We start from the raw sequence: 18,326 nt of genomic DNA, 5'->3' as shown, positions 1-18,326 counted from the left end.
GTCTATTGTACAAAGTACAGAAAAGTTCTTATTTACATTGCACGCTATTTCTCGGAAGAAGAGAAAGCTTCCCAAATCTTCAAAATGCTGAACGTATAAATCATTTGATGAAACTCGAAGATACATGCGTAATGGGAAACATGCATAATTGTATCTCTTATTTACAATCGACTTTTAGACGTGAATTGTCTCAGAATCTCTTTAACATCATTGGATTCTTAAACACATAATAGGTGAAATCACCAGATTAAATTTTATTCACCACGAAGAATTACGAATAGCTAGGTTAGACCGAGGAAATTGCCCGTAATTGCGGTTCCAAGCGAACAAAGTCTCTCTGAGTGGTTTATGAAGGCACAGAAAGAGTGCTTAGTAGTGATAAGATTTTTAATGATAAACAACAAAAGGAACTATTAAAGCAGTTTCGATATCATGAATAATTTATTTATGCAAAAAGGTATAATCCGTTTTCAGACTAAGCTATGTGCACTCTTAATCGACCAATTAGAATTCGACAAGGATTTTTGGGAATATTATTTTTTAATTGGTTCCCTTGTGACTTTTGCCACTTTGAGGACCGGTGGAAAATTCAATACTTATCAGGAACCACGTTGCACATAACAAGTTGATTTATAATTAATTGTTTGGGAAATTTAAAACTAGCATGGGCCAGTTATTAAAAGTTATTACCGAGGTTGAAGAGAAACTCTTAACTTATCTGGAAGATGAGTTAAGAGTTTTTCAATTAATTGGAATAGATATATGAAGCCGTTTCCTTTCATGGAGACCTTGATTCAATAAGTCTTATCAAGGAAAAAACCGTGTTAATATTCTCGAATCCGATTCGATAGTGAAATATTTTAAGAATATATTATTTACACTTTGATAATCCTCTAAAACAACAACTATATTACAGAGCTACTTTAGAAGGCACTTTTTTGCAAAACTATCAGTAGGAGATTCAAATTGTTACCGGATTGCCTCGAGTTGCACTTAGCGCAGGAAGGAAATTGATATAGGGATACTAAAGGGAGAGCCAGTTTGATCTTCATATAGTGAGCTATCATGGTTGTCCTGTGAAATTTATAGTCCTCTCTGTTTCATTTGTGCAGACATCAAAAGCTAGTCACATGATTTTTTTTGGGATATTGTAACGGGTAGCTATTCATATTTCAATCTAGATCGTAAAGGCTCTTTAGAGTATAGATTGTGGTTACTGTCATTAATGTAACTGAGAAATAAGGGTGTATTATTAGTTACCAACATTAATGTAATTCAAAATATTGATGAATTACCCGAAATTACTTGTAAGTATGGGATTTCTCAGTTACCAACTTTAATGTAACTAAACACATGAAATTATTAAGGGACAAATTGTACTAGAACTTGTAGACATCATGTCTACAAACTTGGATTATAAATTTTATGCACTGCATATAACTGAATAGTATTGATTTTTCATTTACATAAGTTTAATTTGAAAGGGAAAAGAGCAGGTAGAAAGAATGCTTGGCAAGCAGTTTGAAAGGGAATTTGTTCCATTTCTTAAAGAAAAATAGCGACGGTACCGATGTTGGCGTAGAATGACGCTTTCGTCGGTACCGTCAATTTTTTTAGGTTCAATGGGGATGATTATTTGCCCTTAAAAAAGAAAAGGAACATCTGGTGTGTGCTCTCATGATAATTTCTTTTTTTTTGGCTAAGACGGATTTAGTTTGATCGGTAGTCCGTTCCTATTCATCCTCATTTCTATATTAATTTCAGAAATATACATTGAAAATAACGCTTCGTATGGTTCTTTCTGTAAACATAATCTCTATTCTGGCCGATACATACATAAGATGGGCTATTGTTAAATATCCCCTCTTACTTTCGTATTTTGAAGTAAACTCTCATCCTTTTAAGAAGAAGGGACTACCTCTATGGACTATATGGACGAGCATATCCTAAGTCTCAAAAATAAGCTTAATCATGATGCAGCATCTAATAACGTAAATACGAACCTATCTCAAGCTGATGTACCCGATCAGGACAACTCCGTTGCTGAACAAAACAGGGTGCTACGGATGGGTGATGAGCTGATCCCGTTGGAATGGAAAACGATTTTGGATGGACAAATGGCGGTTAGCATCCCCAAATTTTTTAGCCTGATGCCACTGGAGCAAGCCCGATTTAAATATCCCTCGGAACAACGTCCGCAGATCATTTATACCTCTTTGGACGGTACGGTGAACATCACCTTTAATCCGACAGAATCGGCTTTGGAGGTGGACGAGCTTCTCGAGTTTGTAGAACAAATGGCAGATGTATTGCGGTCTGTACAACCGATTCGTAACTGGATCGGTACGGAAATGATTGTGAATCCTTCCGGGCTGGCCATCGGGCTGATTCGTTTTGTGGCAGCAGGTGTGGACGTTAATCTGTACAACGAAATGCTGTTGTTTGTCCATGAGGGACAGGTGACGATGGGTACGTTTAACTGTATGGAATCGGACATGGAAGCGTGGTTGCCTGTGGCAGAAAATACAGTGCAATCGCTCCATATTGTTCCGTCACCTTCGGATTCCACATTTGAGAAAGGAGTGGCTTTCCTATGAGCCTCGGTTACGATCAAATTCAAATCTATCCCTTCGAGTTGGTTGAGCTGGAGCAGCTTACCCTCACGAAAAAAATCAATGAGCATACCCGGCTCTATTTTACAGGAATTATCCCCGAGGATATGCAGGACAGCTATGTGGAAACAACGGAAAAGAACACCGCCATTCAGGTGAGCCAACGGGATGAATCGGGCGAAAGCAAGCCGCTCTTCAGCGGAATGGCTCTATCAGTCGAAGTTAAGGTCGTGCGGGACGTGTACTATCTGGAAGTGGAGGCAATCTCCCATACCTACAGGATGGATATCCTAAAGCGTACTCGCTCTTCAATATACCAAAATGACCATTCCTCAGATGCTGGAGCAGATTGGCAAGGACTACGAAGGGCTGGATGTGATTGATGGAGCGACAGGTGGAGAGCAAATCGGAAGGCTTGCCATCCAGTATCAGGAGACGGACTGGGCGTTCTTGAGACGTATAGCCTCCCGGTATCATACGAGCCTGATGCCTGTGGCTCGTTTTGACAGTCCTAAATTTTATTTTGGCATTGAGGATAGCCCTGCACAGGTCGTGCTGGATCATACCCGTTATACCGTGCGCAAGCAGATGCTGCCTTTCCGTTATTTTCAGGAAAATGAGCAGGCGATGGTGACAGAAAATGACTTTATTTTATATGAGGTAGAAACGGACGAGGTACTGGATTTGGGAGCTCAGATGGCCTTTCAGGGACACAGCTTGTATGTAGTGGAAGCCTATACCGAAAAGGGCTGCTGCGGCATCAATATGTGCTTGCCTCGTACAAAGGCTTACGGCAAAAAAGCTACTATCAGGAAAAGCTGGCGGGAGCCTCTTTAAGCGGTATGGTTGTGGACGTCCGCCAGGATCAGGTGCGCATCCATCTGGATTGCGATGAGAAGCAGGATGTAGATAAGGCACACTGGTTCAACTATTCGACGGTGTATAGTGCTGGGGGCCATACTGGCTGGTATGTGATGCCGGAAAAAGGTGATCCGGTTTCACTCTATTTTCCGGGCAGTCGTGAAGAAGATGGGATAGCGGGGAGGGCGGTTCGACGTGCAGGCAGAGGGGACGGACACAACAAGTTTTCCAATCCGCAGATGAAAATATGGCGAACACCCCATTTTATCAAGCTGGACGACAAGGAAGGCATTCATATCGTAAGCAGCAAGCAAGTAAGTATCTCAGCGGGTGGAAATTTGAGTCTATCTGCTGGGAAAACGATGAGTCTGTCCGCAGGCAGTGAGCTGCGTATGGATTGCAACGGCAGTCATATTCAATTGAGCGGATCAGTGGATATGAAGGGCAGTGAAGTGAAGTCGAATTAGGCTGTAGTGCGGCAGTATGATGATATGACATATGAAGAGCTTCAACTAGTGGAGGAATGCAAATGGAGAAGCCTATAGATGAGCTAAACCCGCAGCAGCAAGTCATCTTAAATCAGGCGTGGTTCCTGATCCGCAGAGACTGGGCGCTGAAGTTCAAAGCGAAGCAAGATCAGCGGATTCAAGCCTGTGTCGAGGAGTTTCGGGGATATTGCCGGGACATTCGGCAAGAGCAGCTTCAAGGAAGAAAAGAAAAGATCGGTTATATCACGTACTCCATGCTACGTACCACATGGTTGGAGGAGCGGCCTACCTATCTGGTGGAGGCAGCGAACGCTTTATGGGTACTTGATCCTGAACCGATCCGATTCGAATGGGATACAAGCTGGACATATTCCTATTGGACCGATTTGCAACAAAAATTGCGAAGGGAGGTAGAGAAGCAGCATGTTTCTCTACCGGAGCTTGAATGGGAGCAGGTCATGCTGGAGGCAGCGGTACATATTCATGTACTTGTTGTAAATATAATGCGGCTGGCGATGAAATATGCGGTGCACTTACCTGAATTTCAGGAGCTGGATCGGGAAGAAACATTTGAGATTCGTGTGGGGGAATATATGGACCACACTGTATCGGTGTATAAAGAAGATCGCAGAGCGTTGGAGGCGAGCGAAATCCGGTCGTGGCTGGAGGAACAAGAAGAGCATGCCTATAGCTATCAGGCGTTGGAGAAAATCCAGCTTTCGGACGGAGATTATAGTCAGTTGGATTTCCGCTATACGGCTTTTCGCCAAATCGAGATGGAACATAGTCGCTTGCATGGCTGTGTCTTGGTTGGAACGATGTGGCAGGAAAGTCAACTCGATGGAATCGACTTAACGTACAGCTTGCTTCATGGAGCCGATTTTAGCGGATGCTCGATGAAAGGGGCGATACTGGATGTCGTTATGGGTAACGCCGGATATGGCTCGGATGCTTCTTTAGATTGGGAGCCATTGGGTTTTGCTGGCGTAGATTTCACAGGGGCGAGTTTGCAGGGGGCCCGTTTTCAAGATGCACAGTTGCGAGGAGCCGTATTTCAAAATTCGTTACTACAAAGGGCGTTCTTGAACGGGGCGGATCTTACGGATGCCTGCTTTGCTGGAGCGGATGTGTCAGGTGCTTCCTTTAAAGGGGCTTGTTTGATCGGAACTGATTTTACGGACGCCAATGTACAAGGAGTCATATTTACCGATGCACAGCGTAGAGGAGCCATTGGATTGGAATGGGCAACTCTTGAGGCTTCCCTTTCATACAAAGAGCCGTCTGCGTCTGCACAGGCGAGGGATGCCGTTAGAAAAAGGGAGTGGCTGCATTGAGATATTTTCGACTGATGGTAGACGAGCGGGTAAAACATCGGGTGGAGCCTGCTGCGCTGACTCCTCTGCAAGTAGAAGACATCTTGACAGAGACCCAGGGACAGAAACAGCAGGATGATCCTCTTTTTCTGGCTGTACATACCGATTCACGAACAGTGTACCCGGACTTGTTGGAATTTCCTCTGCCGCTGGTGTCGGATCGGCTGAAAGCATTATTGGAAAAATATATGCCGGGACTGAAATGGAAAGCGGCCGTCCTTACTAATTTCCAGCAGGTCAGACAGGAGGTGTACTGGGTGCTTCGTCCGCCGATGGTGGACTGTTTGTCCGCACAAACGGAATGGTACCCCAATGATACGTTGAAGCATTTAGTGCTCAAACCGGGAGATATCCCATCGTCCGTTTTTCGGATTGTGGGATTGATCGAACCTCATATCTATATCCATTTGGCTGTGGCAGAAAGTCTGCTGCGTCGATCTTTTACAGGCATTCGAGTACAAAGAATCGAGATGGAGCACTAAGGAGGATGGAGTAAGGTGGGAGAAGCCCAAGTGAAACCAGGAACGGGTGCAAAAAAGAGCTATGTCGTGGCAGGAGCAATTTTAAGCTGTAGTTATGGCACGCAGCCTACCCGTTTGAAACGACCTTTTAGCCCTGGGGTCTACGTGAAAAACAAAGCGCAAATGAACATTGGAGATTACGTGCCTAGAGTGAACATTCAGTCTTTTGGGAATTGCTCCAGTCTTCTAAATCCAGCCGTACAGGCTAGTGAGATGGTGGACATCTATGGCGTGAAGAAGGCTCCGTGTGTTCCGGTCCTGACCATGCCGTGGCTGAACGGGAAAAGTGACGTGAAGATCGAGGGCAGCCCGCCTTGACACAGAACTGTACCCATCAATGTCTGTATTGTGGTCATATCCGAATTGAAAATGACGGGCAGGAGCTGGATTAAGGGCCTGTTTCAAAGCCGTTGGGTTTCGGAAGCGGCCTCGCGGCTTTAAGCCGCCTGAAAGGAGACATGAACTCACTTGAGTGTATTACAAAACGGAATCGGGTATGAAAGCCTGCGTTTTTACGGTTCCTTTCAGCCTCAACATATAGAGAAGCTTCAAATTACAAGAGCCATCAACGATCATGCATATTTGATGGTAAGTGGCATGCTGTCGGAAGAACAGGGAGCCGCGTGTATTGGGCAGAACATGGAGGAGGAGCCGATTGTCATCCGCCAATTGGATGAGCAGGGACAGTCGATAAGACGATTGTTCCATGGGATTGTTAGACGTATGTCGGTGCATTGCAGGCGAGGGGTGTATACCTTTGAACTGGAGGCAGCTTCACATTCGTATCAGATGGATATCAAGCTGAAAAAGCGATCCTATCAGGATATTCATCGTACCTATGATGATCTGGTCACAACAATGGTTCGAAAATACCAGTATGGAGATGCCATTGATACCGTCACGAACTATGCCAAACTAGACACTTTTGTTTTACAATATGAGGAGACAGATTGGGCGTTTTTAAAGCGCCTTGCCTCTCGCTTTGGGTCGGTGCTGGTGCCGGAGATCACCGCAGCTTCGCCCAAGGTTTTTTTCGGGATGCCGGAAGGCAAACCGTACAGGGTGGAACGGGATGTATTTTACCGGGTACGGAAAACGTTTCATGAGTTGGACGAGGGAAAGCCGGGAAAACGTGCAGGCTCGTATGTGACTTACGTGATCGAAAGCCTGCAATACTATGCGCTAGGAGATCTCATTACGTTACCGATTGGATCAGGAAAAGAACTGGTTGTCGTTCGGGCGGTGACACGGTTAGAGGATGGCTTGTTGCTCACTCGTTACGATCTCCAGGCCGAACAGGATATCCGCTATGCCCGTTATGAAAACGATAAGGTTACGGGCATTACACTTACGGGTAGTGTGTTAAAGGTACAGCAAGACTTTGTACAGCTCCAGCTAGATATCGATCCCAAACAAGACCCAGCTAAAGCATGCTGGTTTCCGGTGGTCACTCGTTATGTAGCGGAAGAACACAGCGGCTGGTATGATATGCCGGAGATCGGGGAGCGTGTGGAGCTTTACTTGCCGACGAGCCGGGAACATGAAGCGTATGTGACGGATTCGCTACGGCAGCAGCGACACGCAACGGGGCAGCCAGACGTCAAAGTATGGAGACATGCGCAAGGAAGTGGCGTGGACATGTCGGAGCAAGAGCTAACTCTGTCCACCTCGGGGGCATTTTCCATTACACTCCATGAAGGGAGTGGTATAACCGTCAGCAGTCCGGGAAATGTGCAGATTCAAGGCGGTCATGTGAAGCTGGATGCAGGTCAGGAGCTGTCACTTGAGGCGGGAAGTGCATTGTATCTAAAGGGCGGAGCCAGCAGTATGGTGCTGGATGGTGAAACGGATGTTAAAGCCCCAGTGATTGATCAAGAGGGTACGGTGAAGGCTCCAGTGTTCGTCATGGATCTTCCTCCCGTGCCGGAACCGCCGCTGATGAGTATTAAGGCATATGAAGCAGCACAATCCGAAGCAGCGAAGGTTTCATCCAACAGCACAGCAAAGCCCCCGACCGCGAAAATCACGAGCCCGGCAGCTCAAAAACAAGCCGATGCGATGCTGGGTACGGTGTCCAAGCTGTTAGGCTCCATTCCGGTGATGGGAGTAGTGGCGGGAGTTGCGATGGGAGCAGCAGCGCTAATCGGACCTATGGGAATAGCAGCGGGTTCGATTCTGCTCGCAACCGCAGCTATTCCTGTTCGTAGCATAGGAACGAGTCGTGCTGGAGGCGGAGGTGCTAAAGGTGGGTTGCACCCGCTGAAATATTTGGCTGGTTTAGCACTGGAAGGACTCATCAGTCAGTACGAGCACGAGAAAGCCAGGGATGCCTATTATAGCAAGTGGATACTGGGGAAGGTGTTTACGAGTGCACGTGAATTAGGGTTACCCACATCAATGGAGGATATAGTACCCTATATACGGCGGCTTGCAAATGAAGTGGGGGAGGCATACCAACAGATTCCTGCGGATTTGAGACAACGCTGGAAGGTGAATTCCGAAAATTACATGGCCCAACAGTCGAAGCCAAAGGAAGAAGAAAAAGAGCAATCATGGTGGGATCTTATGACGGCAGGCCAGCTCCAGAATGCCGAAAATGAAGCCATTATGGCGAAGCAGATGGCGAACGAGTTGGAGTATACGGCAGATGTGAGTGGAGAAGTGGTATTAGGAGCAGGAGCAGCGGTTGTAACAAATTACTCGTTTGGAATAATGAATAAGGAATATGCTTCAGATCATCCGAAGGCGCGTAAAACAGGTGAAGTGATCGGACATGCCTTGACAACTGTAGCCGGAGTCGTAGAAATGGCTGGTGCTGTGGGGGAAGGATTCTTAGGTGGTTTGGTAACGACCACGGGAGTAGGGGCACCTGTAGGCGTCCTTGCTATGGCACAATCTGCCCTTTTGGGAGCACATGGGGCAGCGGTAACGTATACCGGAGCATCCAATAGTGTGGAAAGTACTAAGGATCTTTATCGAATGTTTAAAAGCGAGGGGCCAAGTAGCTCAGCGCCGTCTAAACCCTCTAGTGCGAAGTCAGGCAAGAGTGAAGGCACACCTTCCTCGGAGAAACCAAGTAAACCAAACGAAAAGCTTCCTGAAACTAAAACTACTGGTGAAGTTGGAAAAAATGTAGTTACTGCAGGTAATAATTTCAAAAAGCATTTTCTCAAACACAAAACACTTTTAGAAAAGAAGCTAGGTACAAAATATCCTAAACTCGAAGCAGATGGGCCTAGATTTTTGCAGGATATTCAAAAAAATATTGATAATGGGACATTTGAATTTGTTGGTAAGGGGACAATAAATAGAGATTCTGGAGTACTTAACATATATAGGGGAGAGGGGCTGACAGTGGTAACAAAGCCTAATGGTGAATGGGTCACGCTTCTTGAACAAGGTAAGGCAATGGACCTGAATATAGTTTTTGTCCCATAAAAATTGGAGGGTATTATATTATGTTAGAAAAAATGAAAGAACTGATAGGGTATAATTCAATAGATGATATCCATTTAACTGGTGTTGTACATGTGGAAGAGGATGGGGTTTCTGAATTTGTTGCTAATACGAATTTTGTATACTTTGAGTTTGGTGATCAGTTTATTGAACTTGAAGCAATAGATGGTTATGGTAGACTTCGTATCACAATAGTTGATTCCTTCAAATATGAAAATGATATTGAAGATATGACTCCTAGTAAAGCTAAGATCGGTGATTTTATATTCACGAACCCATTAGCAACTAATGAAGTGAGTTGTATGATATTTTTCAATTTGGAGATGGAGCATGATGCGTTAATATGTGATGTTTTGCATATTAAATTGATTAACGGGCAGGATTTATTTATTGATCCCTCATTTCTCGGGATTAATATAGGTGGTATAGAACAGAAGCATTTTTGGGAAGAAAACTTTGTGGAGAGAGTCCTGCCAAGAGTGGGGGCTTACCCAAAAGAAACTTGTATTGAATTTAATCATTAAAGACGGTGGAATTGTTTTGCATCAATATGAGTTAGCCGCATGATGGTATCTTTTTTATGTAACGTACGTTATTTAAGTAGGCCCAGTTTTGACCAATTCAGGTCGAAGCTTGTTAGTGTTTCTAATGGACACATGTGATAAATAGCAAAAGAGAAGCTAGATAGATGCGTGTTCTGCCTCCTTTTTCCATTAAGAGTAAGAATGACGGGACTCTCTCCATTTCTACAGAAAGAAAGCGACGATACTGACTTTGGCTTAGTTTGACGCTTTCGTCGGTATCGTCGCTTTTTGAGATTAAAAAGGGGATGGTTATTTGTCCTTAAACAAAAAAAAGGGTCATCTTGTGTTGTATTCTGCATGAATATGATACGTTGCTATGACGTATGGATCGGCTACACTAAGTTGGACAGAAAAAATAAGGGCTTGTAGAATAAGGTTTTGGGGAAACCTTAACAGGGTTCGACTCCCTTCGTCTCCATACTAAAAGCCCTCTCATAGGGCGGATTTTTTTCATTGTTAGTATTAAGACTGTAGACATCTTATAGACCAAAGATGGTAAGATACAATCATAAATATGAATTAAGGAGAATTCAGTGTGAGGTTTTGGTCTGAAGAAGAAAAGGAAAATGTTAATGTAGTTTTTGACACTAAACTAAAGTCTAAACGCAAATACAGATATTATTTTGAATATGCTTGGAGCGAGTCTTCCTTAAATAAAATAACTACTTTAATAATGCTCAATCCTAGTAAAACCGACGAAGATGTTGTTGATCCGACAATTGATAAATGTATTAATGCTATCCATAGACACTTAAATTGCAAAGCTGTAATTATTGTGAATTTATATCCCTGGATAACCCCTAAACCAACTGAGTTATTTAAGCTCAATTACAAACAGATTAGTGGTGGGAATAAGAATAACATGGAGATAATTGAAAAATCTATAGCTAAATCAGATTATGCAATTTTAGCGTGGGGTAAAGATGGGGAGAAATTTCATATGAATCATAAGGTTTTACGTCTTCTAGAACAACAAAAAGAAAAAGAAATTATGTGCTTTGGAGAAACAAAATTCGGTCACCCAGTCCATCCAGGACGCTTGCCAGATAGTATGTTGATACCCCAACCGTTTAAGTTGAAGTGATTTAATGTTAAAGACTACATAAAAATGTATCGATTTGGTTGAAAGCGCTTATTATGATTGGTTTTTTTGATATGGAAAAAGACTTTGGTTTGATAGGTTTGAAAAAAATAGGGTATAAAGTATGGTTTTTTAGAACTAATTTATACTATTCAGTGTTATACTCAATCATATAACATACAAATCGTACCATTCTGGGTGAATTTTTATTAAGGTGGAATAGAACTATGAGAGATGGATATCGAAAGCTAAGAGAAGAGTTTGTGGAAAATTTAAGGAAAGACTTGATTGGTCCTTATGAAGAAAATGAAGTGCTTTATGAGAGTCCTACATCAAGTTACATCATGGGAAGGCTAAGTCCTATTACAGAAAATGTGATAATTGATGAAGTAGATGATAGTTTCTTTGAAGAAAATCAAGAAGAAGATGACGATAATGAGTTTGAATCTATAGAACTTTCAGAGGAGCTATATCCAAGTAAAAATAAACAGAGTTCTGCAGGATTGAAAGTATTTTTACCAAAGGAAACAGATGTAATATTGGCGAAAATAAGATGGGCTGATTATATAGTGCAAGAAACGAATGGGGAAGAATCAAACTCTCGTAAATATAAAAGAGTACCTAAAGAATTCGTAAGAATAATAAACATTACAAATGGAAATATTGAAGGTGAATTGTTAGAGAAAGATGTATATATAAGTTGGATAACTCATAGGTTGCATAATAATAATAAAATGATCTCGATTTACGTTGAAAATAGAAGAAGACAAGAAGAAATTAATGATCCTACTAAGCATGTTTATCAAATTGAACTAATATTAGAATCTACCGATAATACAGAGGTGTTTTTATCCGAATCTTCTGCATATTCTAAGACCGAGGAAGAGGATTATTTTTATAATAAAAAGCCTATTTTCTCTAGAGGATATGGATGTGCTGCTGTATGGGAAGATGTAATTGGTCATACGGCAAAAAGAATATTAACAAGTTTTGTTCCATCCAAGGAGATCAATGGAGTAGATGCTGAGATTTCTAAATTCAGTGGTTATTTTTCAATGTTAAAATACTCAGAGAGCGATAATAAGGAAGAAATTATAAGGGAGTTGCTTGATCTCCTAGGAGACTACAAGATTTGGATTGAGAGACTAAAATCACACGAGTATATGAAGGACCCAGCATACAAGGACATTGGAGATAATAAAATAAAAATCTGCGAAGAGAACTTATCTAGAATGTCAGAGGGGGTTAATATACTCCAAACTAATGATAAGGCATTTTATGCATTTATTTATATGAATAAGTCATTACATTTATCTAGAAGCATGGGAGAGTATTCGAAAAGTACAGAGGAAAATAAAAATTTTAATTATTACAAATATAATCATTCTTTTTGGAGACCTTTTCAAATTGGTTTTGTTCTTCTTAATATTCAAGGGATTGTTTATCCAGAAACACCTGACCGTAATATTTTAGATTTGCTATATTTTCCTACTGGCGGTGGTAAGACTGAAGCCTATTTGGGTGTTATTGCTTTCCTACTCTTTCATAGAAGAATTACTAAAGAAAATTCTGCTGAGTTTGAGAAGGATGGTGGTGTTACAGTAATTGTTAGGTATACACTTAGACTTCTAACAACTCAACAAAGAGATCGGATGTTAAGACTAATCTCTGCATGTGAGATGTTAAGAAATGAAAATACTATGTCTTTCGGAGATAAAGAATTTTCAATAGGATTCTGGGTAGGGAGCACTGTTACGGTAAACAAGTATGCAGATTTAGTTGAAAGTAAATTCAATCAGTCCTATAAAATTGAAAACAAAATAAAAAACTTGAAAGGACAGATACTTAAATGTCCATGCTGTGGTTCAAAACTTGATAATGCATCTTATAAACTTGACATAATTAATAAGAAATTTGAAGTTTTTTGCTCAAACAACGATTGTTATTTCAATAATACCCATATTCCTGTCTATTTGATAGATGAAGACATTTACAAAAAAACGCCTACTGTAATAATTGGCACTGTTGATAAATTTGCTAGAATTACTTTTGAAGAGAAGACAAATCTGTTGTTTGGAAAAAGAAAAATGGAGTGTCCAGATTGCGGAAGTATGTTGGATGCAGAATCTATTAAAAGTTGTACTGACAAAGGCCATAAAATAGGAGACAAACAAAAACAAGCCCAACCATTTTATCCACCAGAACTTATATTACAAGATGAACTTCATCTAATTACAGGACCGCTAGGAACTATTTACGGTAGTTATGAAATGGCTATCGACGAGTTGTCGAAAGTATATGAAAACAAAAAAGTGATTCTTCCTAAGTACATCGCTTCAACAGCAACAATAAAAAATGCTGATAAGCAAATCACTTCTTTATATGCTAGATCAATGTTTAATCAATTTCCTTCTAATGGCCACGATTCTGACGACTCTTATTTCTCGCTTGAAAAAAGTATAAGCGAGCATCCATTTAGAGAATACATAGGAATCAGCTCGCCATATACATCTATGAAAACAACCATTTCACGGGTATATGCTGTTTTACTACAAACAGCGGAAAGATACAAAAACGATCCTACTTATAAGGATTTCATTGATCCTTTTTGGACGTTGGTCGGTTATTACAACAGTAAGAGAGAACTAGGAGGAGCTGTGAGATTAATACAAGATGACATTCCGGCTAGAGCTCTTATATTAAAACAGAGAAATGGTGATAAGTGGGCTAGAAATAGTTTAGTCTACGATGAAATAACCTCACGAAAGAACTCAAGGGAGATTCCTAAAGTTTTGGAAAGATTAGAAACTTCTTTCAACGGAGATGGGTATCCCTATGACGTCGTAGTGGCGACTAACATGATACAAGTAGGTATGGATGTTGAAAGGTTAGGGTTAATGGCGGTAACAGGACAGCCGAAAACAACAGCAGAATATATACAGGCTACTTCTAGAATAGGAAGGAAGACACCTGGCCTAGTGGTAACTATTTATAATGCATATAGATCGAGAGATTTATCGCATTATGAAAACTTCACAACCTATCATTCTCATTTGTATAGGTATGTTGAAGGTAATTCAGCCACGCCTTTCTCTGCAAGATCTAGGGAAAGAAGTTTGCATGCAGCGTTAATAGCAATTTTAAGAGGGAGGTTTGATGAATTAAGGGACAATAAAATTGGCGCTAGAGCTATTGAACGATTAAGTCAAGAAGATATAAATGAAGTTCTCCGTATAGTTAAAGATAGAGTTACAATAGTTGATCATAATAACTGGGAAAAAACATTAGAAGATATTAGATATTTCTATGACGAGTGGATTAACTTGGCTAGAAAACACAAAAATTTATATTATCATGTGTCTTCGTTTAATAGAGGATATAAAATGAAAACCGTCCACCGTTTATTAAAAGTGTTTGGAGAAAACGGTGTTAACCATGAAAAATCAACATTGAATAGCATGAGGAACGTACAAAAAGAAGTAGGGCTTTATTTATGGGAGGAATAAAGGTGGATATCGGAGAACTCAGTCAAAGTCAAATTATTACAACATTCGGTCCTGGTTCAATAATAGATGCAAAGTTAGACTCTGTTGTACCACTCGACATAAGTTATTGGTATAACATTGGAGAAAAAAATGGTAAGAAAATATATTTTAATAAGCTTGCATCTTACCTGAATGTTAAGTATTTTATGGAACCCAAGCAGGGGAAGTCCTCAATACCAGTTATCATTTTTCCTGACTGGCATGTTTGTTCGAAATGTGATTACCTGTTCGAAGTATCCAAAATAGGGAGTTCATTAAAAGAAATATATGATTATAAGGGACTTGTGTGCCCTAGTTGTAAGAAAGGTAAGGCTCATCCATCCCGGTTTATTGTAATGTGTGAGAAGGGGCACATGGATGAATTTCCTTATCGTGAGTATTTGCACGGTGGTAAAACGAACTGTTCAGGGAAGTTGACGCTAAAAACTGGGAGCTATACATCTTCTTTGAACTCATTACAATTAAAATGCGAACAATGTCAGGTTACCAAAAAAATGGGGGACGCATTAAACAAAGATAGTTTTAGTTTTATGCAATGCTCAGGCAGACATGTCCAGAAACCTAAATCAAAGAATGAAAGTTGTGAAGCAGAGATAATACCTAGCTTAAGAGGAGCAACCAATGTTTATTTCTCTATCGTGAGGAGTGCTCTGGAAATTCCGCCGTGGTCTGATCCACGGTTTCAAATTGTGGAAGAGAAAGCTGTACACATAAAACAAATTATTGAAGATCAGCAAAACATGTGCGAAATAGATGAGGAAACATTTGACTATGAAAAAACTCTAAATAGAGCTTTAAGAGTAACATATAAAACTATTGGAGATGAGAACTTTACTTTTGATGAATATAGAGAAATTTTCGAAAAGGTGGCAGAGGGAGTTTCTCAATACAGTGAAATTAAAGAAAGCGAATATAGATCAATCTTGAATCATGAAACAATAAGTAAGAACTACTTATCGAGCTTTCTTGCTACAGACGTAGAAATACCGTCATATTTCCTACAATATTTTTCAAGAATTATTCGCATTGAAAAAGTTAGGGAAGTAACCGCTTTGAAAGGTTTTGCTCGTGGTACTTATCCTGATCCTGAAAGTGACAGTTCTGCTAGTGAGGTTAATCTTTCTGGTAGAGACATTGGTTGGCTGCCAGCAATAAGAACAAACGGAGAAGGTATATTTCTTGAGCTTAACCAAGTTGAAGTTCAAAACTGGCTAAAGCGTTTTAACTCAAGTGCTATTTCCGATGTTTATAATGATGAATTTAAATCGTTTACTGAGAAAAAAGGGTGGGAATATAAAAATAAAAAAGATGTTGTATATGTTCTACTACACACACTTTCCCATATTCTAATAAGAGAATTAGCTTTACATTGCGGTTATTCAACAACAGAATTAAAAGAACGAATTTATTATAGCGATAATATGTGCGGTTTACTTATATATACGGGAAGCGGTGATTCGGAAGGAACTTTAGGGGGATTGGAGGAGATGGGGAAAATCGAAAACTTTAAGAATATACTGTTGGAAGGACTTAAAGCTGCTTTAACATGCTCAGGTGATCCAAGTTGTGTAACAAGTAATCCAGGTAATGGTGAGTTAAACGGAGCGGCTTGCCATGCTTGTTCAATGATCCCAGAAACAGCTTGTGAAAACGGAAATAGACTTCTCGATAGGAGACTGGTTGTGCCTACCAGTTCTAATTCTATTAAAGGATACTTTGAGGATTTAATAGTGACAATATGCGGAATAACTATAGATTAGATTACCTTTCAGATGAAATAGAGTCTCAAAGAGGACTTTTAGAGACCTTAATATCAAGTGATAATATTCTTGATTTCTTGAAATCGAATAGTGAGATTACTAGGTTGATAGATTCCAACTTTCCAAGTATTTCTTTAGAGGACAAGAAAAATCTTGTGTATTTACTTATAAAGTCTAATAAATTAAATAACATGGATAAGACTCATATGGTTTGGTCAGGACCAGAGGTTGCCGGGATACGAGGAAGAAATACTCAAGTTTTGTTTGAAGAACTAATTCAAGAAGCTAGGTACAGTATTCTTATTTCCATATATTCATTGAGTGAATATGCGAATAAATTAATACAACTGTTAAAGAAAAAGGCTGATCAGGGAGTTTATGTTGAAGTTTTTGTTGATGATTATGAAGGAAAAACAAAACTTTTATCTCCACTCATGAATGCTAGAAATAATAAACTGTCGATTTATGATTATGTAGGAGCGACAAATCACACTCAGGCACTTCATGCAAAAGTAATTACAGTTGATGGTGAAAAGTCAGTGGTAACCTCAGCTAATCTTTCTTTTAATGGAATGGACGGAAACTTAGAGCTAGGGGTATTATTGCAATCAAAAGAACGTGCTAAAGAAATAAGATCTATATTTAACACAATGCTTGAAAAAGGATATTTCGTTAAAAAAAGAAATAAATAAGCTCTTTTTTTGTACATCTTTACGTTTGGTAGTTAATTTTTGTATAGTAATAGGTTATAATATTGAAAAAAACTTAGGAGTAAAGTATGAATTTTATAGACTTGTTTGCCGGGGCGGGTGGGCTTTCTGAAGGATTCATACGTCAGGGATTTGAGCCCATAGCACACATAGAGATGGATAAATATGCTGCACAGACGTTAAAGACGCGTGCAGCCTTTCATTATTTGAAACAAAATAAGCAACTTGATTTTTATTACGCTTATCTAAGAGGCGAGATAGATCAAGATAAACTCTATAGTGAAGTAGATGCTAGGATTTTAAATTCTGTGATGAATATGGAAATCTCAGATTCAACTATTGATGAAATCTTCAAAATCATTGACGATAATCTTGTAAGTAATGGGATAAATTCAATTGATGTTCTTATAGGAGGACCACCTTGTCAAGCATATTCGTTGGTTGGTAGGGCTCGTGACCCATACAAAAAAGAAAATGATCCACGAAACTATCTTTATCAACAGTATGTTAAATTTCTTAGAAAATATGAGCCAAAGTTATTTTTATTTGAGAATGTCCCTGGTATTTTAACTGCTGGAAAAGGACATTTATTTGAAGATGTACAGAGGATTATGAATGAGGCTGGATATAATATTGAAGCAAAAGTTCTTGACGCAAGTTTTTTCGGTGTGTTACAAAAAAGAAGACGTGTTATCTTAGTTGGATGGAAAAAGGGCAGTGATCTCTTTTATCCTAAATTCAATAAAGTAACCCATAATTTTTCAGTAAACGATTTGTTGTCTGATTTGCCAGCACTTAATCCGGGCGAAACTAGAGATTATCACTATAAATCTTCTCCCAGTAGATATCTTATAGATTTCGGTATTCGTGATGATACTGATATTTTAGTGCAGCATATTAGTAGAAATCACAACAGTCGGGATAGGGATATATATAAATCAGCGATTGAGAAATGGAACAAAGAAAAAAAACGGTTGAAGTATACTGATGTACCCGAGGCTAAAAGAACTCATAAAAACGTTACTTCTTTCTTAGACCGTTTTAAAGTGGTAGCCGGTGATATTGGCTATTCACATACTATGGTTGCACATATAGCAAAAGACGGGCATTACTATATTCACCCAGACATTAATCAATTACGTTCTTTGTCCGTAAGAGAAGCAGCTAGAATTCAATCCTTCCCTGATAACTTCTTTTTTGAAGGGCCGAGAACAGCGGTGTTTACGCAAATCGGGAATGCAGTTCCACCTCTTATGGCAGAAAGTCTTGCCAAAAAAATAAATTTATTATTGCAAGGCAAACTTCCCAGACAAATTGAGTTAATTATATGAAACG

10 protein-coding genes and 2 pseudogenes are annotated in these 18,326 nt (G+C 40.0%); all 12 read left to right on the top strand.

Features of this window, described 5'->3' with window-relative positions; translation table 11 throughout:
• Positions 1–1,922 precede the first annotated feature (1,922 nt).
• A complete protein-coding gene (locus JOE49_RS00735; protein WP_209940411.1) occupies positions 1,923–2,597 on the top strand; it encodes a hypothetical protein in 675 nt (224 codons plus the stop codon).
• A pseudogene (locus tag JOE49_RS00730) lies at positions 2,594–3,940 on the top strand (phage baseplate assembly protein V). Before JOE49_RS00735 ends, JOE49_RS00730 begins: the two are co-directional and overlap by 4 nt.
• Before the next feature lie 62 nt (positions 3,941–4,002).
• A complete protein-coding gene (locus JOE49_RS00725) occupies positions 4,003–5,295 on the top strand; it encodes a pentapeptide repeat-containing protein (RefSeq protein ID WP_209940410.1) in 1,293 nt (430 codons plus the stop codon).
• Positions 5,296–5,309: 14 nt separating this feature from the next.
• On the top strand, positions 5,310–5,816 hold the full coding sequence (locus JOE49_RS00720) for a hypothetical protein (protein ID WP_209943530.1): 507 nt from the start codon (positions 5,310–5,312) through the stop codon (positions 5,814–5,816).
• A 15-nt stretch (positions 5,817–5,831) separates the two neighbouring features.
• Positions 5,832–6,247: pseudogene (locus JOE49_RS00715) on the top strand (DUF4280 domain-containing protein).
• Between the two features lie 76 nt (positions 6,248–6,323).
• Positions 6,324–9,293: a contractile injection system protein, VgrG/Pvc8 family gene (locus JOE49_RS00710; RefSeq protein ID WP_245248334.1), complete on the top strand. Its 2,970-nt coding sequence runs from the start codon at positions 6,324–6,326 to the stop codon at positions 9,291–9,293.
• 20 nt (positions 9,294–9,313) lie between these two features.
• The gene (locus JOE49_RS00705) at positions 9,314–9,835 is read left to right on the top strand and encodes a hypothetical protein (RefSeq protein ID WP_209940409.1); all 522 of its coding nucleotides are present in this window, start codon (positions 9,314–9,316) and stop codon (positions 9,833–9,835) included.
• 595 nt (positions 9,836–10,430) lie between these two features.
• Positions 10,431–10,979 carry a DUF1643 domain-containing protein gene (locus JOE49_RS00700; protein WP_209940408.1) on the top strand — a complete coding sequence of 183 codons (549 nt, stop codon included), beginning with the start codon at positions 10,431–10,433 and terminating at the stop codon, positions 10,977–10,979.
• Between the two features lie 224 nt (positions 10,980–11,203).
• A complete protein-coding gene (drmA, locus tag JOE49_RS00695) occupies positions 11,204–14,482 on the top strand; it encodes a DISARM system helicase DrmA (protein WP_209940407.1) in 3,279 nt (1,092 codons plus the stop codon).
• A 2-nt stretch (positions 14,483–14,484) separates the two neighbouring features.
• The gene (gene drmB / locus JOE49_RS00690; protein ID WP_209940406.1) at positions 14,485–16,281 is read left to right on the top strand and encodes a DrmB family protein; all 1,797 of its coding nucleotides are present in this window, start codon (positions 14,485–14,487) and stop codon (positions 16,279–16,281) included.
• Positions 16,260–16,973: a phospholipase D-like domain-containing protein gene (locus JOE49_RS00685; RefSeq protein WP_209940405.1), complete on the top strand. Its 714-nt coding sequence runs from the start codon at positions 16,260–16,262 to the stop codon at positions 16,971–16,973. Before drmB ends, JOE49_RS00685 begins: the two co-directional genes overlap by 22 nt.
• Positions 16,974–17,059: 86 nt before the next feature.
• A complete protein-coding gene (locus JOE49_RS00680) occupies positions 17,060–18,322 on the top strand; it encodes a DNA cytosine methyltransferase (RefSeq protein WP_209940404.1) in 1,263 nt (420 codons plus the stop codon).
• Positions 18,323–18,326: the final 4 nt, after the last annotated feature.

This window comes from Paenibacillus sp. PvR133, from assembly GCF_017833155.1.
In the GTDB taxonomy this organism is placed as follows: domain Bacteria; phylum Bacillota; class Bacilli; order Paenibacillales; family Paenibacillaceae; genus Paenibacillus; species Paenibacillus polymyxa_B.
This window is presented reverse-complemented; position numbering and strand designations above follow the sequence as displayed.

Coding starts and splice junctions, on each gene's coding strand:
- JOE49_RS00735 (WP_209940411.1), top strand. CDS start 1,923: ATGGACTATATGGACGAGCATATCCTAAGTCTCAAAAATAAGCTTAAT.
- JOE49_RS00680 (WP_209940404.1), top strand. CDS start 17,060: ATGAATTTTATAGACTTGTTTGCCGGGGCGGGTGGGCTTTCTGAAGGA.
- drmA (WP_209940407.1), top strand. CDS start 11,204: ATGAGAGATGGATATCGAAAGCTAAGAGAAGAGTTTGTGGAAAATTTA.
- JOE49_RS00725 (WP_209940410.1), top strand. CDS start 4,003: ATGGAGAAGCCTATAGATGAGCTAAACCCGCAGCAGCAAGTCATCTTA.
- JOE49_RS00685 (WP_209940405.1), top strand. CDS start 16,260: ATGCGGAATAACTATAGATTAGATTACCTTTCAGATGAAATAGAGTCT.
- JOE49_RS00705 (WP_209940409.1), top strand. CDS start 9,314: ATGTTAGAAAAAATGAAAGAACTGATAGGGTATAATTCAATAGATGAT.
- JOE49_RS00720 (WP_209943530.1), top strand. CDS start 5,310: ATGGTAGACGAGCGGGTAAAACATCGGGTGGAGCCTGCTGCGCTGACT.